The following is a 20,629-nucleotide window of genomic DNA, read 5'->3' on the forward strand; positions in this document are numbered from 1 at the left end:
AACTACTGCGTTTTTTCTTCTTCCCAAATTATGTTATATTCGTTTTCCCCAAAAAAATCTTATCACACAAATTGAAAAAAAACCATATGAAATTTAGACTGCTAATATCGTTTCTACTGCTTACCGCAAGCGTTGCTGTATCAGGCCAGGAAAAGCAATCTGCCAAATCTGATAACCAACATTCGGCTGCTGCTGAAAAAGGACTTATCAAGGTATCCGTCATGTATCCTTTTGCAGAAGGCAAAAAATTCAATATGGAGTATTATGAAACTAAGCACATGCCGATGGTAGCAAAATATCTGGGCTCAAATCTGGTAAAATACACCATTGAAAAAGGACTTGCCAGCGGCATTCCCAACCAACCATTGGCTTATATGGCCATTGGAACATTTTACGTAAAGAATATTGATGACTATAAAGCGGCCATTGGTCCCAATAGAGATGCGATAAGGGCCGACTTTGCGAATTATACGGACATCACTCCAGTAATTTTAATCAGCGAGGTGGTTAGGTAAGTTCTTCAGCCAATCGGTAAGTTCTCTCAGAGCTGCTTTCTGTAACGGTCAATAGCATTTTGACCGTTACGGGATTTCCTACATTTTTTGTTTATTGTTCTAAAAGCCAGTATTTTAACTACGGCAAATGAACGATGATGCCAATCATTTCGCTTGTAAAACAAGAAAGCATTGCGGAATGTATAGTATTGCGTGATGATTTGCAGTTTATTTGTTTAAATTTAGTATTCCAGTCCATTTGATCTCCCGAACAATTCTTATCCATCCATGAACCCTATCCGTCACATTACAAATAAACAACAAGAACAGTAAGCGGCTGAAGCATTTCACTTATTGAATATGGTAGATGTTCAAGATAACATTATTTTGGCGTTCAGGCAGGGCGATATGGCTGCTTTCGACACCATATACCTGAAGTTTAGGAAGCCGATCATTACATTCTGTAAATACATGGTTCCGGTTGACGATGCCCAGGACATAACATCAGATGTATTTGTAAAACTCTGGAGATCACGGGAGCAATGGGACAGCATTATAAATGTAAAAGCTTTCCTGTATACTTCCGCCAAAAACGCCTGTCTTGATTTTTTGAAAACGCAGAAGCGGAAAGCACTTCGGGAAAAAACTGCAGCCAGTATGCTGGAACAGGAGCAAAAACTAGTCCTCAAAGCTGAGATTGAATCGGATCTTATTTCCCTGATTAAAGCGGAAATAGACAGTCTTCCCCAAAACTGCCGGTCAGTTTTCATGATGTCTTATTTTGACGGTTATGAAAATGCGGAAATAGCGCAGAAACTAAATATCAGCGACAAAACCGTAAGAAATTTGAAATCCACCGCCTTAAATACTATTAAAAAGAACCTTCAGAACAAAGGTTTGCAGCTAAGTACCCTTCTTTTATGGATCCAGGTTATAAAGCGCTTGTCCTAGCCTGGTTTGTCTCGGTTATTAAGCCACCATTAATTATTTTTTATTTTTTCGGGACAAATGCAACACCGGTGTCGTCATAATTGTGAAAAGCTTGTGTAGGAAGGTAGATGTGAAACATTTTAATGCGGCTAATATAATGATCTATGGCAGACATTGCATTGCTGATCAAGAAATATTTAAAGGATGACCTTGATGGGAATGAAAAACAAGAGTTGGAATCCTGGAAAAATGAATCTGAAATCAACCAGCAGATCTTTGACGAATTAATTGATGATCATTATTTGATAAGCGCGGTTGCGGATGCTTATAAAATTGATTCGGACATCGTTGCCCGGCAAAAAATGCATGGGCTGATTACCGAAGAACCGCAATTGCCGGTAGAGGCTGAAGCTGAACCAGAAAAGACGATGATCAGATCATTATGGCCCAAGCTTGCTGCCGCTGCTGCGGTTATTTTGATCCTTCTTTCAATAGCCATATTTTCTAAACAAGACCGCGAACCAGGCCCTCATGTGACCGGTAAACAAAAGGCAGAACCTGACATTGCACCAGGCGGCAGTAAAGCCACCCTGCAGCTTGCAGACGGCAGAACGATTGTTCTGGATAACACAGCTATGGGCCAGTTGGCTCGCCAAGGCGCCACACAGATCATGAGTAAAGACGGTCAGCTCGTGTATGCTCCCGGCGAGGAAGACGGCAAAAATGAGGTGTTATATAATACAGTGTCGACCGCAAAAGGGCAAACCTATCCTTTATTATTAAGCGATAACTCAAGGATATGGTTAAATGCTGAGTCATCCATCCGTTTTCCCGTATCCTTTACCGGTAATGAGCGGAAGGTAGAAGTTACCGGCGAGGTATATTTTGAAATCGCGCACAATGCAGCCAAGCCATTTATTGCCACAGTCAACGGAGTAAACATTCAGGTATTAGGAACAAAGTTCAATGTGAATGCCTATAAAGATGAAGAAGCTATTAAAACAACACTAATAGAGGGTTCGGTTAGGGTTATCAACGGTATGCAAAGAAAGCAGATCAGGCCGGGGCAACAGGCGCAGGTGATTGCCAATGAAATAACGGTCACCGATGATGTGAACGTTGATAAAATAACCGCCTGGCAGCAGGGATATTTCCGGTTTTCAGAAGATAAACTTTCGGAAGCAATGAAAAATGTTGCCCGTTGGTATAATGTGGAAGTAGTGTATGAGGGCGGGGCAGCCAATGTGGAATTAACCGGCGATATCAACCGCAGCTCCAATCTTTCAAGCGTTGTGAAACTTTTGGCTGCTATGGATGTGAACGCAAGAATTGAAGGAAGAAAATTGATCCTGAAAGCGCAATAAGCAATCTATATAAGGCCGGGAAACGTAAAAAAATGCATAATTGAGGATATAATATATCAATAATCCTAAAAGATGTGCGCACCATACTGTAATCATGCCTTATCCGGCTTCCTACAGCCGTCTGACGCTTGCAAACCACTTGAAAGCATTAACCATCCAACCTGGCCTACGAGTTAACCTTATGTCATTAAACATAAAACAACGGCATCCCGCTGGCGGGCGGGACGCCGGTAAGATAGGTTAACTGAAACGAGTGTGCATTTTTATTAACCTAACAAACTAAAGTTATGCAAGATTTTGTTGCTTGCAAAGAGCCGGTTATTGCCGGCGCTGAACCAAAACCATTTCTGCTAAAAAGAATCCGAAAAATTGTATTGGTTATGAAGATAACCGCCATTTTATTGCTGGCTGCTTCATTGCAGGTTTCTGCCACAGGTTGGGGACAGGAGAAAATAAGCCTTTCTTTTAACGATGCACCGCTTGAACAGGTGTTTAGATCCATTACTGCTCAAACAGGGGTAGCCTTTCTTTACAGGCCGCAATATGTAAAGAATAAGAAGGTAACTATTCAGGTCACAAATGCCAATCTGAAAACGGTTTTGGATATATGCCTGAAGAATCAGCAGTTGACGTATGAGTTTATTGAAAAGAATGTGGCGATACGGCCGGTCAGGAAAATAGAAGAAAAGCCTGTCACAATAGTAGAAGCTACAAATGAGAATCCCCCATTGATTGATGTGCGGGGCCGGGTGGTTAATGAAAAGGGCGATCCGGTGGAGGGGGTGACGGTTGCTGTAAAGGGCGGCGCTCAAAGAGCTATTACTGATAAGAATGGGGAATTTTCTCTTAATACTGTTGATCAGAATGCAACGCTTGTTTTTACCCATGTAAGTTTAGAAACGTTTGAATTAAAGGTGAGTGGGAAAACGGAGTTGGCAATAAGTTTAAAAACGAAGGTTAGTGCACTTGGAGATGTAACTGTCACTGTTAATACCGGGTACGAAAAAATTCCAAAAGAAAGAGCCACTGGATCTTTCGAGCTTGTTAACAACGAACAAATAAACAGACGTATTGGTGTAGACATACTGAGTCGTCTGGATGGAGTGACGACCGGCGTACTGTTTGATCGTCGAAGCATGCAGGCCAATGCTACTGCTGTTGAGCCAGGTAATATACTCATTCGTGGATTAAGTACGCTAACAGGCTCCATCAAAACTCCGCTCATTATCGTCAATAATTTTCCATATGCCGGCGATATCAACAATATTAATCCAAACGATATAGAGAACATAACCATTTTAAAAGACGCAGCCGCTGCCTCCATTTGGGGTGCACGGGCGGGAAACGGTGTCATCGTAATCACTACTAAGCAAGGCCAATTTAATCAACCGGCAGCCATTACTTTTACTTCAAATTTAAATTTTATTGAAAAGCCGGACTTATTTAAGTATCCGGCAATGTCGTCGTCTGATTTTATCGACGTAGAGCATTATTTATTTGATAAAGGATTTTATAACGGCGATCTCAATGATCAGTCAAGTTATCCCGCTATGTCTCCCGTGGTTGAAATACTTTCACAACAAAAGTTCGGACAAATTTCGGTCCAGGAAGCCGCGGCAAAGATAGCGGAGTTAAGGCAACACGACGTTAGGCATGATTTCAATAAGTTCATTTATCGTAATGCAATTAATCAACAACATGCGCTTAATATCAAGGGCGGAACCGACAAAATTAAGTATTCCTTTCTAGGAGGCTATGATAAATACGCTAGCAATCTGAGAGGAGATGAAGGAGAGAGAATAACATTCCGTACCGATAATACGTTAACGCTTGTTAAAAATCTGGAAATCCAGATAGGAGTTTCTTTTACTGACAATAGCACAAAAAATAACAGTCTTGGTAATTTTGGAAGTAATAACTACGATTACCGGATTTTTAATGGTAAACGTAGCTTGTATCCTTATGCCAGGTTTGCGGATGCAAATGGCCTTCCGCTTAGAATTGCTCGCGAATACCGAACAGGTTTTATTGATACGGCCGGGAACGGAACACTTCTCGACTGGAGTTATTTTCCGCTTGATGAACTACGCAATGCAGACAACACAGTAAAGCAAAGAGATGTAGTTATTAACTTAGGGGTAAATTATAAGCTTGCAGATTTTCTTCGTTTTCAGGTGAACTATCAGTTTCAAAATACAGATGGAATTGGCCGGAACTTTTATAGCGAGAGAACATTTTTTACCAGGGATTTGATTAACAAATTCTCCCAGGTGGGAGGCGGCGCTGTTACGTATCCTATACCCATCGGCGGCATCTTGGATTTAAATTATTTCGGGATATCCTCAAAATACGGTAGAGCGCAAATTTCTTTTGATAAACATTTTTCATCATCTCATAAAATAGCCGCAATCCTTGGCGGTGAAATTTCCGAAAGAAGTCTATCAAGTAATAATGAACGTGCCTATGGCTTTAATGAAAATACTTTATCATATGTAGATGTTGATTATGTTACAGAATATCCATGGTATGCCAACATGGGCAGCGGTAACATTCCGCAGCAAAAGGATTATGGCCTTAAAACTGATCGATTTGTATCCTTGTTCGGTAATGCGGCTTATACTTTTAAAAGTAAGTATACGGTTTCAACGAGTGCGAGAAGGGATGCAACTAATTTATTCGGCGTAAATACAAATGATAAATGGAAACCGTTGTATACTATTGGTGCCGCATGGGCTATCTCGGAAGAAAACTTCTATAAGATGAAGTACATACCTTACTTACGATTAAGAACATCATTCGGGTATCAAGGAAATGTCAATAATACTCTTTCTCCCTCTGCAATTATATCAGCAGAACCGGCCAGCTCGAACTTCAATGTTAATCTTCCTTACACAAGTATTGTATCACCCGGCAATCCTGATTTGACATGGGAGTCTATAGGCCAGTTAAATATAGCCGCTGACTTTCGGGGCTTCAATAATCGCATTTCCGGAAGTATTGAGTTTTATAAAAAGAAATCCAACAATCTCATTTACAATTACCTTATTGACGAAACAACTGGAGTTACGAGTGTTCAAAAGAATAGTGCCGGCCTAAAAACGAGTGGGTTTGAAATAATGTTAAATTCTCTTAACGTCGATGGACCACTTAAATGGTTTACGGAAGTCGGTTTCACGTATGTCAATACAAAAATTACCCAATACTATTTGAATGATAAACTGAGGACAACAGCTGGATTGATGGGTTCTTCCACAATTATTACATCTGTAAAGGGTAGATCACCTTACGGTATGTATAGCTATCCTTTTGCTGGATTAGATCCTGCGAACGGCGATCCACAGGGATTCCTGGGTGGGTCTACAACAAAAGACTATCGCGCAATTTTTAATCAATCTATTGATACGGCTAACCTCGTTTATCACGGTTCAGCCATTCCAACCAATTTTGGATTTCTAAATAACCGATTTTCATATAAAGGGTTCGCACTTCTTGTAAGCCTGAGCTACCGGTTGGGATATTTTTTTAGAAAAAGTACTATTTCTTATTTTGCTCTATACAGAACTGGAACTGCACATGCTGACTATGTGAACCGATGGCAAAAAGCTGGTGACGAAAAAGTGACGACAATACCATCCCTGATTTATCCCGTATCGAATTCCCGCAGAGATGATTTTTATGCCCGTTCATCTGTTAATGTTTTAAAAGCCGATAACATCAGATTGGAATGCATTAGATTAAGCTACGATATTAAGCACTCGAAAAAACGGATACTATTTAAAAGTATCCAGGTATTTGCCAATGTAGAAAATATCGGGATTATTTGGAGGGCAAACAAAGACGGTTTGGATCCTGACTATCAGCAGGGTGGTGCCACTTTCCCACCGCCTAAACGTACAGCCCTTGGGTTAACATGTAGCTTATAGGTTGTAACCGTCATAAGACAAATTTCTTACAGTAAAGCAACCATTATGACAGACTATATCAAAATATGTATTTTGTTCAGCAATATTTATGTAACGAATAAAAATGTGGTGAGACGGCTATTGCTATTTTCGTTAACTATTGCAGTTTATGTTTTTTGTACTGGATGCAAAAAATATTTAGATAAGAAGTCAGACCAAAGTCTCTCTGTACCTTCAGGATTAGCCGATTTGCAGGGTATGCTGGATGAGCCCAGATTGAATACAGCCATGGACCTTATAAATACGGGCACTGATGAGTACTATGTAACTCCAGATGATTGGGCATCTGAAACAGAGCTCAACATGAATGCATATTTGTGGGATGGCAATGTTAATGATCTCGAAGATTGGCGCCGTCAGTATATAACAATATTTACAGCTAATACTGCATTAGACAACTTACAAAATGTATCAACAACGGGAAAGGATGATATCGCGGATAATGTTAAGGGTACTGCCTTATTTCTTCGAGCGCATAGTTTTTATCAACTTACTCAGTTATTTGCGCTGCAATATGACGGCAATACTGCAGCACAGGATTTGGGAATACCACTACGATTAAATTCAAATTTTAATGTACCCAGTGTACGCTCTACAGTAGAGCAGACTTACGCCCGCATTATTCAGGATTTGGAGGACGCTTTGCCCTTGTTGCCAGTTGTGCCGGTAGTTAAGACCCGTCCCTCCAAACCGGCGTGTTTTGCTTTATTAGCTAGAGCCTATCTTCAAATGGGTGATTTTACGAGGGCAAAAGAAAACGCGGAGAAATGCCTCAATTTACATAATGAGCTGCTAGATTTCAATAATCAACAAGAAGTAGACAGCTTGTCGACTATGCCTATTAGCCGATTTAACAAAGAAGTAATTTTTTTCACAAACACCGGCGCATGTTTGAACGCAAGTACCAAAGCTAAAATAGATTCCAATTTGTATAAATCTTACCATAATGATGATTTAAGAAAAAAAGTGTTCTTTAGCGACAACGGTGACCATACATACCGATTTATCGGTTCTTATAACGGCGGCGCAGAAGAATTATTTAATGGCTTGGCTAGTGATGAAGTGTTGTTGATCAAGGCCGAGTGTGATGCCCGATTGGGAAATATAGATGCTGCGATGACGGCTTTGAATTTGCTGCTTGAAAAACGCTGGCGAGCAACAACGTTTATTCCATTTTCCGCCTCCAGTGCAACTGATGCTTTACAGAAAGTGTTAGCAGAAAGAAAAAAAGAATTGATTTATCGAGGCACAAGATGGCCCGACATAAAACGATTGAACAAAGAGCCTTCATTTGCCCTCACCTTGAATCGTAATCTTAACGGCCAGGTCTACGAATTGAAGCCTAACGATAAGCGGTTTGCTTTGTTGATTCCACAAGAGATAATTCAGTTAACCACCATGCCGCAAAACGAGCGTTAAGTGCTAGAGCCTTATCAAACAATAATTAATAAATAATATAAAATGAAGTCTAATAGAATCTTTATAAATGGTGTTTTAGTATTCTTACATGTGCATTGGTTCTTATTTAGTATTGCTCAGTCCCAAGTAGCAAATACGGATAACTGGCCGTATCCTTTGGTACAGGTTCTGGATTGGAGTAAAAGAGGAATTATAAATGGTGATGACTTTTATGCCAATACAAAAGACCAAATCATTAGGCAAATAGGCGAAGTAGAATTTAATAAACTGGAAAAGCACGACGATGTATATGGTTGGCCCCAATCCCTCAGAAAAAATTTGTTTGACAGGACGGATACAGCGGCGCAAAAAAAAGTGGATGCGAATTTTGAAAAACTTAAGGTTTATAAGATTGTAACGTATACTCATATTTTTGAAGGAAAGAATTGGGGAAAGTATGTCATCCTGAAGGCGCCGTACAAAGAAAATTCTTTTTTGGATAGTCCAGGTAAGTGGGAAGCTATCTATTTTGTTATGAAAGAAGAATATGCTAAGGAAATACGGTAAAATACCGGCTGGCAGTATAGACGTAAAGGATGCGCTGCGGCCCTGAGTTTTACCTTGTAAAAGGGCTGACTCATACTTTGAGGCAGCCCTTTTTGAAGTCATTCTTTTTAACTAGAATTGTTTCTTTTCCAGGTTAGCAGATTCTGCCTGATCACTTAAGCTGCCGTTACCATTTGCATCTGCAGCAGGGAAATATGTGTTGTTGAATTCATCTTCAGTAATGGTACCGTTTGCATCATCAACTCTGAACCACCAAATGGTAGTATTTGTTGAATGCGTACCCGGGCTGCTACTTTGAACGGCATAGTTAGAGAAACTGTTTTCAGCGCCAGAGCCATCATAAACAATATAACGAATAGCAAATTTGGGTGAAAAAGCGCTAAAGCCAATTGCTAAAACGACGGCGGATAAAGCCAGCAAATTACGTTTCATAATTAAAAATTTAAAGTTAATAGATTTGTTACCTACTCTTTTAAAGGTTTTCGGTATTCCCTTCCCAATATTCAAGCGATTGGGTTTCGCCTTCCTGCTTTTGCCGGCCGGGCGCTGGCAGAATTATTGCGCAATTAGTTGTATACTGTGCGTTGGTCTCCAGATCTTAAATGTGTGTTGCTGGTATTGAATAACCGTAGTAATATTCCTCCGGCGGAAATCAGTGATACTGTCACAATTACCATCCACTTTTGAGGCCGGGATATATGATTAAATATGCCACCAAAATCGTGTGGATTATGAGGGTAGCGTAACATTGTTATCCCAGCAAACACTGCTAATAGAATAAACGATATAAAGCCGGCTGTCCTCGTAATAGGGAAGAACAAAAGTGTTAACGTTATTGCTTCAATCACTATTATTATCCATGCAATAGTCGTGGTATCGACTGTATAAAATCCCAACATGCCTTTCAAGTTGCTTAATTCTGTTATGCTGCTTATTAGTGTATACGCTGAGAACAGTATTATGACAAATGCTATGATATCTTCCAAAAAGAATCGTTTCTGAAAACCGGCGACATATAAAGTTTTATTTTTCATATCCATATTGTTAATTGTCACATTTCCTTTATGGAAAGCACATATTTGGCGTCTTGAAAATTTTTCTGTATTCGAATTCAAAAGGTGATATTAAATAGCCATGACGCATTTAATGTCAACACCCTCCATCTTGTCATTAGTAAGTTAGGCCTGTAGCAGATCATTCATGTGGAACACAACAGTGCGGGAAAGCCGCTTCAAATCATCAACCTCATATTCTTGGTTTCTTTGTATAAGCAAGTTAAGTACTAGTTCTGAAACTTTGCGGATATGTTGCTATCCTAAAAATGTAAACTGTTCTATTTTTTATAGCCTATTGTTGTAGTAGACTAAACTGCAAATGCTTAGGATTACAACTGATTCTTTTTTTCAATCAGATTTTTTTTTACCCATTCTTCGGGGCCGATAGTATATACCTTTTTAAAGCTCCTGGTGAAGTTATTATGATACTCCTGGTAACCACATTCGATGGCAGCTTCCTTTACCGTCATGCCGGAAAGCAGCATATTACCAGCTTCTTCCATACACTTTTTTAACTTATAATGTTGTATGGTTGCACCAGTTAAATGCTTAAAAATGGGTAACACTTTATACCTGTTAACTCGAAATTTCGCAGCCAGTTCTGTAGCACTGAGCTTATTCAGTGGGTTTGCATCGATGAATTCCTTTATTGAAATGGCTGCATCATTGATGGATGATTGTTTACTGATCATATTAGGTAAGGTTTACTTTCACACTGGTTATTGCGTTCGATCAAAGATAGTCTATTTATAAGATAGACTAATGAGGGCTGTGCTAGTTGTAAAAGATCTTCCGTAAGTATGCGGTTTGTCACTAGTTATTGTAGCGACCAATTCAGGGCCAAATTTCTTAAATTGTTACCATGCGTTATAAACTTATCTCTCACTTCATGCCAGGTAAGTGTAAGGTAACCGTATTGTCATACAAGGGATAACAGATTATTACGTGGCACCTTTATTTAAAAACAGAATTTATTTTAGTAACCAGGATAGCGGAGGTTGCCTGGTTAAACTTCATGAACCCCTTCAATAAGGGGCGAACGAACCATGTTGCCTCCTAAATTAAAGCCATCAATCAATTAACCGCCTGTTCGGTGCCAGGCCTGTTACAAACTTGTTAAACAAAGCTCATACCTCACATTTAAATTCACTTTTTCCAAAATACCCCTATCTTTGTACTGTAATAATAATTGTTACAGTATGAACAATGGCCGGTTTGCCACCGCTTTGCACATTTTAACGCTCCTTCATATCAAAAAGGATGAGTTGCTGTCCTCCGAATACATCGCCGGCAGCATAAACGTAAATCCTGTAATAGTGCGTAAGGAGATCAGCAACCTGCGGGAACATGGCTTTATTGAAAGTAAAGAAGGGAAAGGGGGCGGTTATTATTTGGGTAAACCTGCTTCGCAGATCCGTTTATCAGATATATATAGATCGGTCAACGATTCGCCCATCCTGGGCAGGTCAAATGATCCCAACCCTGATTGCATTGTGGGCAAACAGATTAACAGCCACCTCAAAGAACTGTATACAAAAGCAGATGAAGCGTTCTTAAAACAATTGGCGAAAAATACAGTGGCTGATTTCAGCCAAAAATTCCTGTAAATTTTTTTTATCTATAACTGTAACAAATGTAATTACAGTTGAATCATAAATCTTAAATACAAAAAAATGAAAGTAGCATTGATTGGAGCCACCGGTTTTGTTGGTTCTGCCATTTTAAATGAATTGACGCAAAGAGGTCACCAGGTGACAGCTCTTGTCCGCAATCCGGAAGCAGTTAAGCAAGATCACCATGTGATTGCTAAAAAAGTAAATGCATTACATGCCAACGAAGTGGCTGCTGCTGTAAAAGGACATGATGTGGTGATCAGCGCCTATAATGCCGGTTGGACGAACCCCAACTTATACAATGAATTTCTACAGGGTTCTGATGCTATTCAGCAAGGTGTAAAAAACGCCGGTGTGAAACGACTATTGATCATCGGCGGCGCGGGAAGTTTGTATGTGGCTGATGGTGTACAAAAAGTTGACTCTCCCGGTTTTCCCGAGGAATGGAAACCCGGCGCATTGGCAGCCAGAGACTATCTGAACATAATTAAAAAAGAACAGGAGCTTGATTGGACATTCTTAAGCCCGGCCATTGAAATGCATCCTGGTACTTCTGGTGTAAGAAAAGGGAAATACCGTACGGGATTGGATAATCCTGTCTATAATGATCAAGGAAGAAGTGTTATTTCTGTTGAAGATGTGGCGGTTGCTGTTGTAGATGAGGTAGAGGCGCCTAAATTTATCCGTAAGCGGTTTACAGTTGCTTACTAATTCATCATCCATAATAGAAGTGAAAATATGAAAGTCTCCTTCCTGCAAGTCGACACTGCCTGTATGGTTATCGACATTAACGGATTTGTCATAGTCACCGATCCTGCGTTCGATGTGAAAGGAACTGTTTACGAAGGTCCGAGAACGCTCTATAAAACCGGTTCGCCGAGCCTGCAACCCGGGGATATAGGTCCCGTAGACCTCGTGCTGTTAAGCCACGATCAGCATAAAGACAATCTTGATAATGCCGGCCGCGCATTCATCAAAACGGTAAAGCAGGTAATATCTACTCCTGGAGCTGTGGAACGATTGGCGCAGAACAATGTAACAGGACTTCATGAGTGGGAAAGTATCGATGTCCCAACCGATAAAGTGCCCGGCCTGCGCATCACCGCTACACCCTGCCAGCATGCGCCTACACAGGAACAAACAAAAATATCCGGCCATGTCATTGGGTTTATAATCGAATGGGAAGGCCAGCAAAAAGGCGCTCTTTATGTATCCGGAGATACCGTATATTTTGACGGCATCGAAGAGATCGCAAAAAGATTTAAAGTACACACTGCCATATTGCATGTGGGCAAGGCTGGTTTTCCGGAAATCAATTATATGCCCCTGACCTTTACCACTGAAATGGCAATTAAAACAGCGCGGTTGCTGAAGGTAGAAAAATTTATTCCCACGCACTTTGAAGGCTGGAAACATTTTAATGAAGGAGCTGAATATCTATATGATCAGATAATTCATTCAGATCTCAAGGAAAAACTGCTCTGGCTGCAGCCCGGCTCGCCGGCTGTGATTGAGATCTAAGTAAAAGAGGCAACCCTCTGTTGGAAAATAAAAGCCATCTTGAATTAAGCAGGATGGCTTTCTTTTTATGTTCCGGCCAGGTTGGTATATATGGGCATTCTTTCCAATACCCGCTTGCTATTCATTTCGTTTTCGAAGCATATGGTCCAAACACTACTTTCACAGGCATTGACGGTATACTGTCATCGAGAATAATAACATAATAGGATGCGCCACCCGGCAAGACCCTTACGAGTATGTGTCCCTGCTGGCTTTTATATGCGCGATCGATGAGCGGACCGATCACATGCCTGTTTGCATCGAGCATATTGGTAGCAAACAGGTCGCGTGGCCCCGGGTAAATGTATGTATTGGTCATCCGGATCAATACTTCATGTCCAGGGTGATCAGCCGACCAGGATTGACCGATCCAAACACGGGGTTTGAATGTTCTTACCTGAAATTCATTTACTGCATCGCGGTTGCCATGATGATCCATGGTAGCAACATCCACTTCTCCAATCGCTTTGGCCATGGGCGTTTCTACGTCACGCAACGGGTTATCACCGGGGAAAACATTGCCGGGATTGTCGCCGCCCGTATAATAGGTGAAAGGTCCATAATGAATGGTCAACGCAAGGCTCAGGCTGTTCTCATCCGGCCAGCTGCTGCGGTCGGCTGGATCTATAGCTGGAAAATGCGGTACAACGGCAGAATCTTTACCTGTCCAGATCCATTGGTTGGCTTTCACGTTTTGTACATAAAAAGAAGGAAATGCGTTGGCATCATGTACTAACCGGATCTGCCGCCTGCTTCCCGCTTTCAGTGCAGCAACCTTCATTCCCGCTTCTTGTTTGGCTGCAAGAAAGCTAAAGTAGTTTCCCATGGTATGACCAAATGATATTTCGCCACCGCCGTACTGTCCGGCCTGTTTTTTCATCTCATACGGATAGTTATAATCCGGGTAACCGCGATCGATCAAGATGCCTACGGGCAGTAGTTCTGCAACACCGGTAATGCCGGTCAGCCTGAATTTGCCAGAGGCGGCCAAAGGTGCCGCCGGATACCAGGCGCCAAAATGATCATCATGAAAATGAGTGATCAACGCATAATCAATCACGGCTTTATTTTTCTTCGGGGACGCCTGCTGAATATAGCGTACGATCCATTCATACGGCTTGTACGAATCATCTGGTTTCAGCTGGGAATTCCGGGGAGTAAAGGTGCGGCTGTCCAACGGCGATATTTCACCGGCGTCTACCAGCATGGTAGTACCATCGGGCAAGATATAAAAAGCGGCGCTGCCCCTGCCTGTATTTATATGGTGCAGGTCGAGATATCCCTTTTGCCAGTTAGGTAATGGCTGTCCGGTTAGGGGTACTTGTGAAAATAGCCCTGCACCCATCAGGGTGCAGGGAAAAAGCAGATATAGTATCTTTTTCATATTGTGTTATTGCAATAACCACATTTTGGTGTTCAGGTCATCGGTATTACCCTGCCTTTCGACGGCCGCTGCCCGGTTGGCGGTGTTAAGGGATTGTTCCGACAAAGGATAAATATAACGGACAGGTACTTTGTTATTGTTTAAATTGGAAGGCCCGGGTGTAATGGCAGGCATACCTGTCCTGCGCCAGTCGAACCAGGCTTCCAGGCCATTAAAGTATAATGCGATCCATTTTTGTAAAGCGATCCTGGCCAATTTGTCGGCATCGGTGCCTGAATAAACTACCGTGGGCTGCGTAAGATAGCCTGCCGGCATGGCGATATTTAGTCCATAAGCAGCAGGTACTACCGATTGCCAGTAATTGAAATTGGCCGTTATGCCATTATTGTAATAGGTTGCTGCATCTCCGGTAGTTATTAATCCCTTCTGACGGGCTTCCGCCAAAATGAACTGAAGCTCTGCATAAGTCATTAGCAATCCCTGGGCAGCAGCAGGGTCGGGGGGCGCCTGTCCTGCGTCATTGCAAACCAGGCAGGCAAATGTATAACCTACTCTTGATACGCCTTGTACGCCGCCGTTATAAGCCAGCGCATCTACATCACTGAGTCCATTAGGTATTCCTTTGATCTCCGGTGTACCGGCAGCTACGGAGTTTTGCGTAGGCCTGCCGAAGATCTTCATGCGCGGGTCGTTCAGTTGGGTGAGCCGGTCGGTAAATGTTTTACTGATCCTGAATTCATCGAAACTGCCTACGCGACTTCCATAAATAGGCCATTGATTGGGAGCCGCCGCAAGATATTTAAGCACCGCGTTATCATTGTTGCTTTCAAAAACCGGGTTGCTGATGGTATTACCAACAATGGCCTGCATGTCGGCAGCTACATTTTTTTTGGCAGATATACGCATGAGCGCCCGCAGGCGCAATGCATTGGCCAGTTTTCTCCATTTTAATAAAGCAGCAGCACCGCCTCCATATAAGAGGTCGCCTTTGAAGTTGCTGCCATCTGCACTGGCCAACAGCTCATTGGCTTTTTTCAGGTCGGCCAGTATGCCTGAATAAATATCTTCTTGTTTATCATACGCGGGTTGATAAACACCCGCTGTTTTCGCCTGGCCCGCCTCCTTGTATGGAACATCGCCATAAGCGTCTGTAACCAAAGAGAACATCCACGATTTTAACACCAGGCTTACACCATAATAAGGATTGCTTTCATCATTCCCAATAAGGATTAAAATATTCTGGATGTTACGGTAATTACTGTACACCGTGTTCCAGATATCATTCCTTTCGTTCCAGCCATACCGGTCTTCATTTACGAACTGTATCTTGGCATGGTGCTGCACTACAATGTTTCCAATGCTCCAGGCTTCATTTACCTGGCGGTCCATCATACTTTTAATGATGCCACTTAATAACACGTCGGGTGTTACAATGGTAGGATTATTATTATTGGTATTGATCTCTTCAAAATTTTTTTTACATCCGGTAGTTAACCCGATCATAAGCACTACGAGGATAATATTGACGAGTTTCATAATAGTTTCTTTAAGAGTAACACATCAAAATTTAAAAGAAAGGTTAACGCCATAACTGCGGGTAGAAGGTATGCTCATATACTCGATGCCCGGCAGCGCCGTGCCACCTGCATAAGACATGTTCTCAGGATCAATATGCGGTACATTGTCCCAAAGCAGCAGGTTGCGGCCCACCAGGGAAATAACAGCGCCATGGATGGGTGTTTTGCCGAATATTTTGCGCGGGATGGTATAGCCGATCTGTACTTCACGCAACTTAACAAAAGATGCATCATACATTACCCCTTCTGCTATGCTGCGGCCGTTTGTCCATGCCGTATGCCATTCGCGCACCGCCACCTTTCTTGTGTTAGGGCTGAAACTGCCATCCGGGTTCTGGATCACGCCTGCGCCAATAACGCCATTGCCTGGTTTCGCAAGATCGTATCCGTCGGCACGGCCCTCGAGCGTTTCTTTAATAATGCCGCCTTCGCGGCCAACGGTCTGGGTTTCTGAATACAGCCTTCCGCCCTGCCGGATATCGAACAGGAAGCTAAACCTGAAACCATTATACTGCAGGGTATTGCCAATGCCCATTAACCAGTCGGGATTATAATTGCCCAGGTGGATCCTGTTGGTGGTAGGTATCGGGCGTCCTTTATCGGCTGAAAAAACCATTTGCCCGGTGTACTGGCCTGTGGGGTCATAATACGGTGCATTCTGATCGGTACTTTGTACCCTGGCAAAACCAATCCCATACAGGTCACCCATTCTTTCGCCTACTCTTGCTTCCACACTTACGCGGCGGGAAGCCATTACATAATTGGTAAGGTCATCACTTAGCTCGAGCACTTTGCTGCGGTTGGCCGAAAAGTTGATATAGGTGTCCCACAAAAATTTTCTCGATTTAACCGGTGAAGCGGTAAGCATTACTTCCACCCCATTATTCCTGATCAGACCTGCATTGATCTTGCGGGATTCATACCCACTAGTGTTAGATAAAGGAATATTCAGGATCTGGTTCCTGGTACGGCTCTGGTAATAAGTTACATCAAGCCCTATACGGTTGTTCAGCAAGCGGATCTCGACACCGCCCTCATAAGCAGAGCTGATCTCGGGTTTTAAATTAAGATTGGCCAGGCTGTTGGTTTCGCTATAGATCTGTACCGCGCCAAAGGGATCGCTGCGGTTGTAGGTTTGGGTAAATGCAAAAGGATCGGTATCATTCCCTACCTGGGCAAGGCTCGCACGCAGCTTTAAAAAGCTGATCGCCTGGGGCATGGTGACCATCTCGCTCACCACGGCGCTTAACGCAACGGAGGTATAGAAATAAGAGTTGTCTTCTTTTCCAAAGGATTTTAATTCATTCGGAAGCGTTAAGGCACTGCTCCAATCGTTACGGCCGGTGACATCAAGGAACAATGAGTTCTTGTAGGATACGCCGGCAGAACCGTACAAACTATTGATCCGTTTGCCCACATTGTTCTGCTCTGTCACCAATGCGATGCGCGAATTATTCATGCTATAGATCTTCGGAACATTCAATTGGCCGGCCACTGATTCATTAAAACGGGAGGTCTGCCGCATTTGGTTGCCGCCAAAAGTAGCGTTCAGGGCAAAATCGGTGTTAAGATGTTTGTTGAATGTAAAAAGGAAATCGGAGTTCCGCTCTTCATTCACAATATTCGTTTCGCGGTACTGGCCAAAAGGAAAGCGCTGCGTGCTGAAAGCTCTTTTGTATTCACGGCGTTCATTGCTCCAGTCAGTGGCGGTGCGAAGCTGCAGGCTCAGCCAGCTGGTAAAATCATATTTCAGCACCACATTACCGATGATGCGGTCGTAGTACTGGCCGTTGGTATTTTCGTATACAGTAAGATATGGATTGTCGTGGTAGTTATAGTTCCATCCATATTGTTGTACATTATCGAGCCCCTGTTGCCATAGGCGTTTCATGTGACCCAGGTTCACGGAAGCGGGCAACCAGCAATTGAACAGGTACATAATACTTTCCGTACCGTAACTGATCGAAGGCCGGTTATCGCTTTCACTCTTGATATAGCTTACGAAGGCTTTGGCTGAAAACTTACTGGTGAGATTGTATCCGCCCGAAAAGGAGACCGTATTTCTTTTCAGATCAGTATTGGGTACAATGCCTTTTTGATCGAGGTTGGTATAACTAAGCCTGAAGTCACCATCCTTGTTTCCGCCGGTGAGGGCTACATTATTGGTAAAGGTATGACCGGTTTGCAGAAATTTTTTAAGGTTATCCTTTTCCGGTTCCCAAAGCGTGGGCGTAATAACACTTCCTGCAGGTGCATTCATGTCACCACCGGTAAAGGGGATTGACTGCCCGTTCAGTGTTCTGGGCGAATTATATTGCGGGTAGAGTTGTCCGTTAAATGCTGGTCCCCAGCCTTCATCTGTTCCGTCGGCAAGCCCGGCACCTCGTCCATCCACGAAAGCAAAGTCACCGCCGCTACCATTACCCTGGCCATATTTGGTCTGGTATTCAGGCAGCTTCAGCGGCGTTTCCATGGTATAGTTACTGTTTATTTCTACGCCTATGCCTCTTTCCCTTTTCCCGCTTTTTGTTTTAACCAGTATAACGCCATTGGCAGCCCTTGACCCATATAAGGCGGCAGCTGCAGGCCCTTTCAGCACACTGATACTTTCGATATCATCGGCATTTAAAAAACTGGCGCCATTGCCATAATCCACCTCAAGGTTATTGCGGCCAGAGCCTCCGGTAATGGAATTGTTGATGGGCACACCATCTACCACATAGAGCGGCTGGTTTTTATTAAGGTCTACCGAACGTTCACCGCGTATGGATACCCGTGCAGAACCGCCGATGCCCGATGGACTTCCGACCACCGTTACACCGGCCACTTTGCCTGCGAGCTGATTCACTACATTCGTTTCGCGGGCCACCGTTAGGTCTTCGCCTTTTACTTCCTGTAAAGCATACCCCAGCCGCTTTTTTTCTTTTTTGATACCCAGGGCTGTGATCACCACTTCCCGCAAGCCGTTGTCAGCATGTTCCATTTCAATATGTATGTCATTGGCTGAACCCACGGTAACAACCTGCGAAATATAACCCACATGGCTGAGCTCCAAACGGTCACCTTCCTGCACCTCTACCGAAAACCGGCCGTCTTTATCGGTACTTGTAGCTTTGCCCGAGGGCCGTACTATGATGGTAACACCGGGCAGGGGATTCCGGGTGGATGCGTCGACTATGCTACCGGTCAATTCTTTTCTTACTGATGATCTCTTTGATGCAAGCGTGGGCGCATTTTCAGTTCTGAAGGCAATGTTGGAACCAATCACATTATACAGGAGGCCGCCCTGTATCTGCAGATCGGCCAGCGCCTGTTTGAGGGGAATGTTTTTCCATTGCACTTCTTTCAGCTCCACTTTTCCCAGTTGAAGCTTGTCATAGGAAAAGGGGGTATTGCATTGCTTTTGCAGGGCGGTCAAGACCGCTGCCAGGTTGGTGTTCTTTGCTTCCAGCCTGACGGTGGTGCCCAGCAGGTCTGCCTGCTGGCCTGCCGCCATAGTGCCGAGGAAACAGGAGAATGCCAGTGCCGTCAGCTGCTTCCGGCCTGCATTCCAAAATGTAGTACATTTGTGCATACGCTAATTTTTGTGAACGTTTGTTTACAAATCCCTCCCGTGCCAGCGGGAGGTTTTTTATAACAGAAAAAAGATCTATTGTTTAACTACCTGAATGGTATCTTGCCCGATCCGGTACTGTAATCTGTAAATGAATGCCAGGTTGCTAAGTGCAGCTTCCAGGTTATTACCCGGCACTACCGCCGAAAGCTGCTGCTGATCATCATGATTGTTTTGTAAATGGATCGTTTTACCGTAATGTGCACCAATGCGGTTCAAGGCATCGTTCAAAGAGATATCCTGCAATACGATATTGTCGCTTATAAATGCATTGGCATCTGTTATATTCACCGCCTGCACGTTTGCTTCCCCTTGCACTCCGTTATAGCAAAGCATATTACCAGGTGTTAATAACGTGGTGATCGACTTATGACGGGCATCTGCATAATTAGTACTTACACTGCCTTCTATCAGCGATATGCGGGTAATTTGCTCTTTCTCATATGCTTCTACATTAAAGCGAGTGCCCAGTACCGTGATCTTTACCTTCCCGGCCTGCACGGTGAAAGGATGCAGGCTGTCTTTCGATACGTCAAAAAAGGCTTCTCCCATCAGTTGCAGCTGCCGCGTACCCTTTGCAATATCAGCTGCATATTTCAAAACGGCGCCTTTTGAAAGCCATACTGTTGAACGATCGGGCAGTTGAAGGCTGATCTTGCCGGCTTTGTTATTATAAACGGTTTTCCAAACCTTTGCAGCTGTCGTTTTATGTTGCCGCTGACTAATACCGAACCAGGACGCGGTTAACAGGAAGGTGAGTACCGAAGCTGCAACGGCAATCTTTTTCCATTGGCCTGTCAGCAATACTGTCCTGGCTTTGGGCTTTATCTGTGAACGTACAAGCTGCCAGAGATAAGCAGTATCAGTAGTACTCATTACAACGCTGGCGTTTTTCCAATCATCATCCAACTGCCGGGAAAAAAGATCCGGCTTTATTTGTTGCAGGTATCGTTGTACATATTCCGCTTCTTCAGGACTACACTTTCCATCGATCCAACGACGCAACAGATCCTTATTGATATTCTCCATACATAATGGTTCGCTGCCTATAACACACCAAAAGCGTATTTCAGTACTACTGGGAAAATTGTGATTAAAATTGAATTAACAAT

16 protein-coding genes are annotated in these 20,629 nt (G+C 43.1%); 9 read left to right on the forward strand and 7 right to left on the reverse strand.

Annotation, left to right across the window (positions count from 1 at the left end; translation table 11 throughout):
* Positions 1-86: 86 nt before the first annotated feature.
* The 6 genes from JT717_RS03835 (at position 87) to JT717_RS03860 (ending at position 8,715) form a co-directional block, all read left to right on the forward strand.
* A complete protein-coding gene (locus JT717_RS03835; RefSeq protein ID WP_205508849.1) occupies positions 87-515 on the forward strand; it encodes an EthD family reductase in 429 nt (142 codons plus the stop codon).
* Positions 516-854: 339 nt separating this feature from the next.
* Positions 855-1,445, forward strand: coding sequence for an RNA polymerase sigma factor (locus tag JT717_RS03840; RefSeq protein WP_205508850.1), 591 nt, complete (start codon positions 855-857; stop codon positions 1,443-1,445).
* Between the two features lie 143 nt (positions 1,446-1,588).
* Positions 1,589-2,788, forward strand: coding sequence for a FecR family protein (locus JT717_RS03845; RefSeq protein WP_205508851.1), 1,200 nt, complete (start codon positions 1,589-1,591; stop codon positions 2,786-2,788).
* A gap of 287 nt (positions 2,789-3,075) precedes the next feature.
* On the forward strand, positions 3,076-6,711 hold the full coding sequence (locus tag JT717_RS03850; protein WP_205508852.1) for a SusC/RagA family TonB-linked outer membrane protein: 3,636 nt from the start codon (positions 3,076-3,078) through the stop codon (positions 6,709-6,711).
* A gap of 45 nt (positions 6,712-6,756) precedes the next feature.
* Entirely contained in the window at positions 6,757-8,169 is a 1,413-nt protein-coding gene (locus JT717_RS03855; protein WP_205508853.1) for a RagB/SusD family nutrient uptake outer membrane protein, read from the forward strand.
* A gap of 42 nt (positions 8,170-8,211) precedes the next feature.
* Positions 8,212-8,715 carry a hypothetical protein gene (locus JT717_RS03860; protein WP_205508854.1) on the forward strand — a complete coding sequence of 168 codons (504 nt, stop codon included), beginning with the start codon at positions 8,212-8,214 and terminating at the stop codon, positions 8,713-8,715.
* 111 nt (positions 8,716-8,826) lie between these two features.
* Here JT717_RS03860 and JT717_RS03865 read toward each other — a convergent pair whose 3' ends face one another.
* From JT717_RS03865 to JT717_RS03870, 3 genes are all read right to left on the reverse strand, one after another.
* Positions 8,827-9,147, reverse strand: a complete 321-nt coding sequence (locus JT717_RS03865; protein WP_205508855.1) for a hypothetical protein — start codon at positions 9,145-9,147, stop codon at positions 8,827-8,829.
* Between the two features lie 134 nt (positions 9,148-9,281).
* Positions 9,282-9,755 (reverse strand): MauE/DoxX family redox-associated membrane protein, encoded by a 474-nt coding sequence (locus tag JT717_RS28760; protein ID WP_369411690.1) that lies wholly within the window; start codon positions 9,753-9,755, stop codon positions 9,282-9,284.
* A 344-nt stretch (positions 9,756-10,099) separates the two neighbouring features.
* Positions 10,100-10,462: a helix-turn-helix domain-containing protein gene (locus JT717_RS03870; protein ID WP_205508856.1), complete on the reverse strand. Its 363-nt coding sequence runs from the start codon at positions 10,460-10,462 to the stop codon at positions 10,100-10,102.
* Positions 10,463-10,969: 507 nt separating this feature from the next.
* Here JT717_RS03870 and JT717_RS03875 point away from each other — a divergent pair.
* The 3 genes from JT717_RS03875 to JT717_RS03885 all read left to right on the forward strand — a co-directional run bounded on the left by JT717_RS03875 (position 10,970) and on the right by JT717_RS03885 (position 12,904).
* Positions 10,970-11,377 carry an Rrf2 family transcriptional regulator gene (locus JT717_RS03875; RefSeq protein WP_205508857.1) on the forward strand — a complete coding sequence of 136 codons (408 nt, stop codon included), beginning with the start codon at positions 10,970-10,972 and terminating at the stop codon, positions 11,375-11,377.
* A gap of 66 nt (positions 11,378-11,443) precedes the next feature.
* Positions 11,444-12,094, forward strand: coding sequence for an NAD(P)-dependent oxidoreductase (locus JT717_RS03880; RefSeq protein WP_205508858.1), 651 nt, complete (start codon positions 11,444-11,446; stop codon positions 12,092-12,094).
* Between the two features lie 27 nt (positions 12,095-12,121).
* Positions 12,122-12,904: an MBL fold metallo-hydrolase gene (locus JT717_RS03885; protein ID WP_205508859.1), complete on the forward strand. Its 783-nt coding sequence runs from the start codon at positions 12,122-12,124 to the stop codon at positions 12,902-12,904.
* A 121-nt stretch (positions 12,905-13,025) separates the two neighbouring features.
* Here the strand turns inward: JT717_RS03885 and JT717_RS03890 are convergent, their stop codons facing one another.
* From JT717_RS03890 to JT717_RS03905, 4 genes are all read right to left on the reverse strand, one after another.
* On the reverse strand, positions 13,026-14,327 hold the full coding sequence (locus tag JT717_RS03890) for a ComEC/Rec2 family competence protein (protein WP_205508860.1): 1,302 nt from the start codon (positions 14,325-14,327) through the stop codon (positions 13,026-13,028).
* A gap of 6 nt (positions 14,328-14,333) precedes the next feature.
* A complete protein-coding gene (locus tag JT717_RS03895; RefSeq protein WP_205508861.1) occupies positions 14,334-15,863 on the reverse strand; it encodes a SusD/RagB family nutrient-binding outer membrane lipoprotein in 1,530 nt (509 codons plus the stop codon).
* A 24-nt stretch (positions 15,864-15,887) separates the two neighbouring features.
* On the reverse strand, positions 15,888-19,478 hold the full coding sequence (locus JT717_RS03900; RefSeq protein ID WP_240347799.1) for a SusC/RagA family TonB-linked outer membrane protein: 3,591 nt from the start codon (positions 19,476-19,478) through the stop codon (positions 15,888-15,890).
* A gap of 75 nt (positions 19,479-19,553) precedes the next feature.
* Positions 19,554-20,546 (reverse strand): FecR family protein, encoded by a 993-nt coding sequence (locus JT717_RS03905; RefSeq protein ID WP_205508862.1) that lies wholly within the window; start codon positions 20,544-20,546, stop codon positions 19,554-19,556.
* Between the last annotated feature and the right edge of the window lie 83 nt (positions 20,547-20,629).

It is taken from the genome of Longitalea arenae, assembly GCF_016924755.1.
Taxonomy (GTDB): domain Bacteria; phylum Bacteroidota; class Bacteroidia; order Chitinophagales; family Chitinophagaceae; genus Niastella; species Niastella arenae.

Coding starts and splice junctions, on each gene's coding strand:
- JT717_RS03835 (WP_205508849.1), top strand. CDS start 87: ATGAAATTTAGACTGCTAATATCGTTTCTACTGCTTACCGCAAGCGTT.
- JT717_RS03840 (WP_205508850.1), top strand. CDS start 855: ATGGTAGATGTTCAAGATAACATTATTTTGGCGTTCAGGCAGGGCGAT.
- JT717_RS03845 (WP_205508851.1), top strand. CDS start 1,589: ATGGCAGACATTGCATTGCTGATCAAGAAATATTTAAAGGATGACCTT.
- JT717_RS03850 (WP_205508852.1), top strand. CDS start 3,076: ATGCAAGATTTTGTTGCTTGCAAAGAGCCGGTTATTGCCGGCGCTGAA.
- JT717_RS03855 (WP_205508853.1), top strand. CDS start 6,757: ATGACAGACTATATCAAAATATGTATTTTGTTCAGCAATATTTATGTA.
- JT717_RS03860 (WP_205508854.1), top strand. CDS start 8,212: ATGAAGTCTAATAGAATCTTTATAAATGGTGTTTTAGTATTCTTACAT.
- JT717_RS03865 (WP_205508855.1), bottom strand. CDS start 9,147: ATGAAACGTAATTTGCTGGCTTTATCCGCCGTCGTTTTAGCAATTGGC.
- JT717_RS28760 (WP_369411690.1), bottom strand. CDS start 9,755: ATGGATATGAAAAATAAAACTTTATATGTCGCCGGTTTTCAGAAACGA.
- JT717_RS03870 (WP_205508856.1), bottom strand. CDS start 10,462: ATGATCAGTAAACAATCATCCATCAATGATGCAGCCATTTCAATAAAG.
- JT717_RS03875 (WP_205508857.1), top strand. CDS start 10,970: ATGAACAATGGCCGGTTTGCCACCGCTTTGCACATTTTAACGCTCCTT.
- JT717_RS03880 (WP_205508858.1), top strand. CDS start 11,444: ATGAAAGTAGCATTGATTGGAGCCACCGGTTTTGTTGGTTCTGCCATT.
- JT717_RS03885 (WP_205508859.1), top strand. CDS start 12,122: ATGAAAGTCTCCTTCCTGCAAGTCGACACTGCCTGTATGGTTATCGAC.
- JT717_RS03890 (WP_205508860.1), bottom strand. CDS start 14,327: ATGAAAAAGATACTATATCTGCTTTTTCCCTGCACCCTGATGGGTGCA.
- JT717_RS03895 (WP_205508861.1), bottom strand. CDS start 15,863: ATGAAACTCGTCAATATTATCCTCGTAGTGCTTATGATCGGGTTAACT.
- JT717_RS03900 (WP_240347799.1), bottom strand. CDS start 19,478: ATGCACAAATGTACTACATTTTGGAATGCAGGCCGGAAGCAGCTGACG.
- JT717_RS03905 (WP_205508862.1), bottom strand. CDS start 20,546: ATGGAGAATATCAATAAGGATCTGTTGCGTCGTTGGATCGATGGAAAG.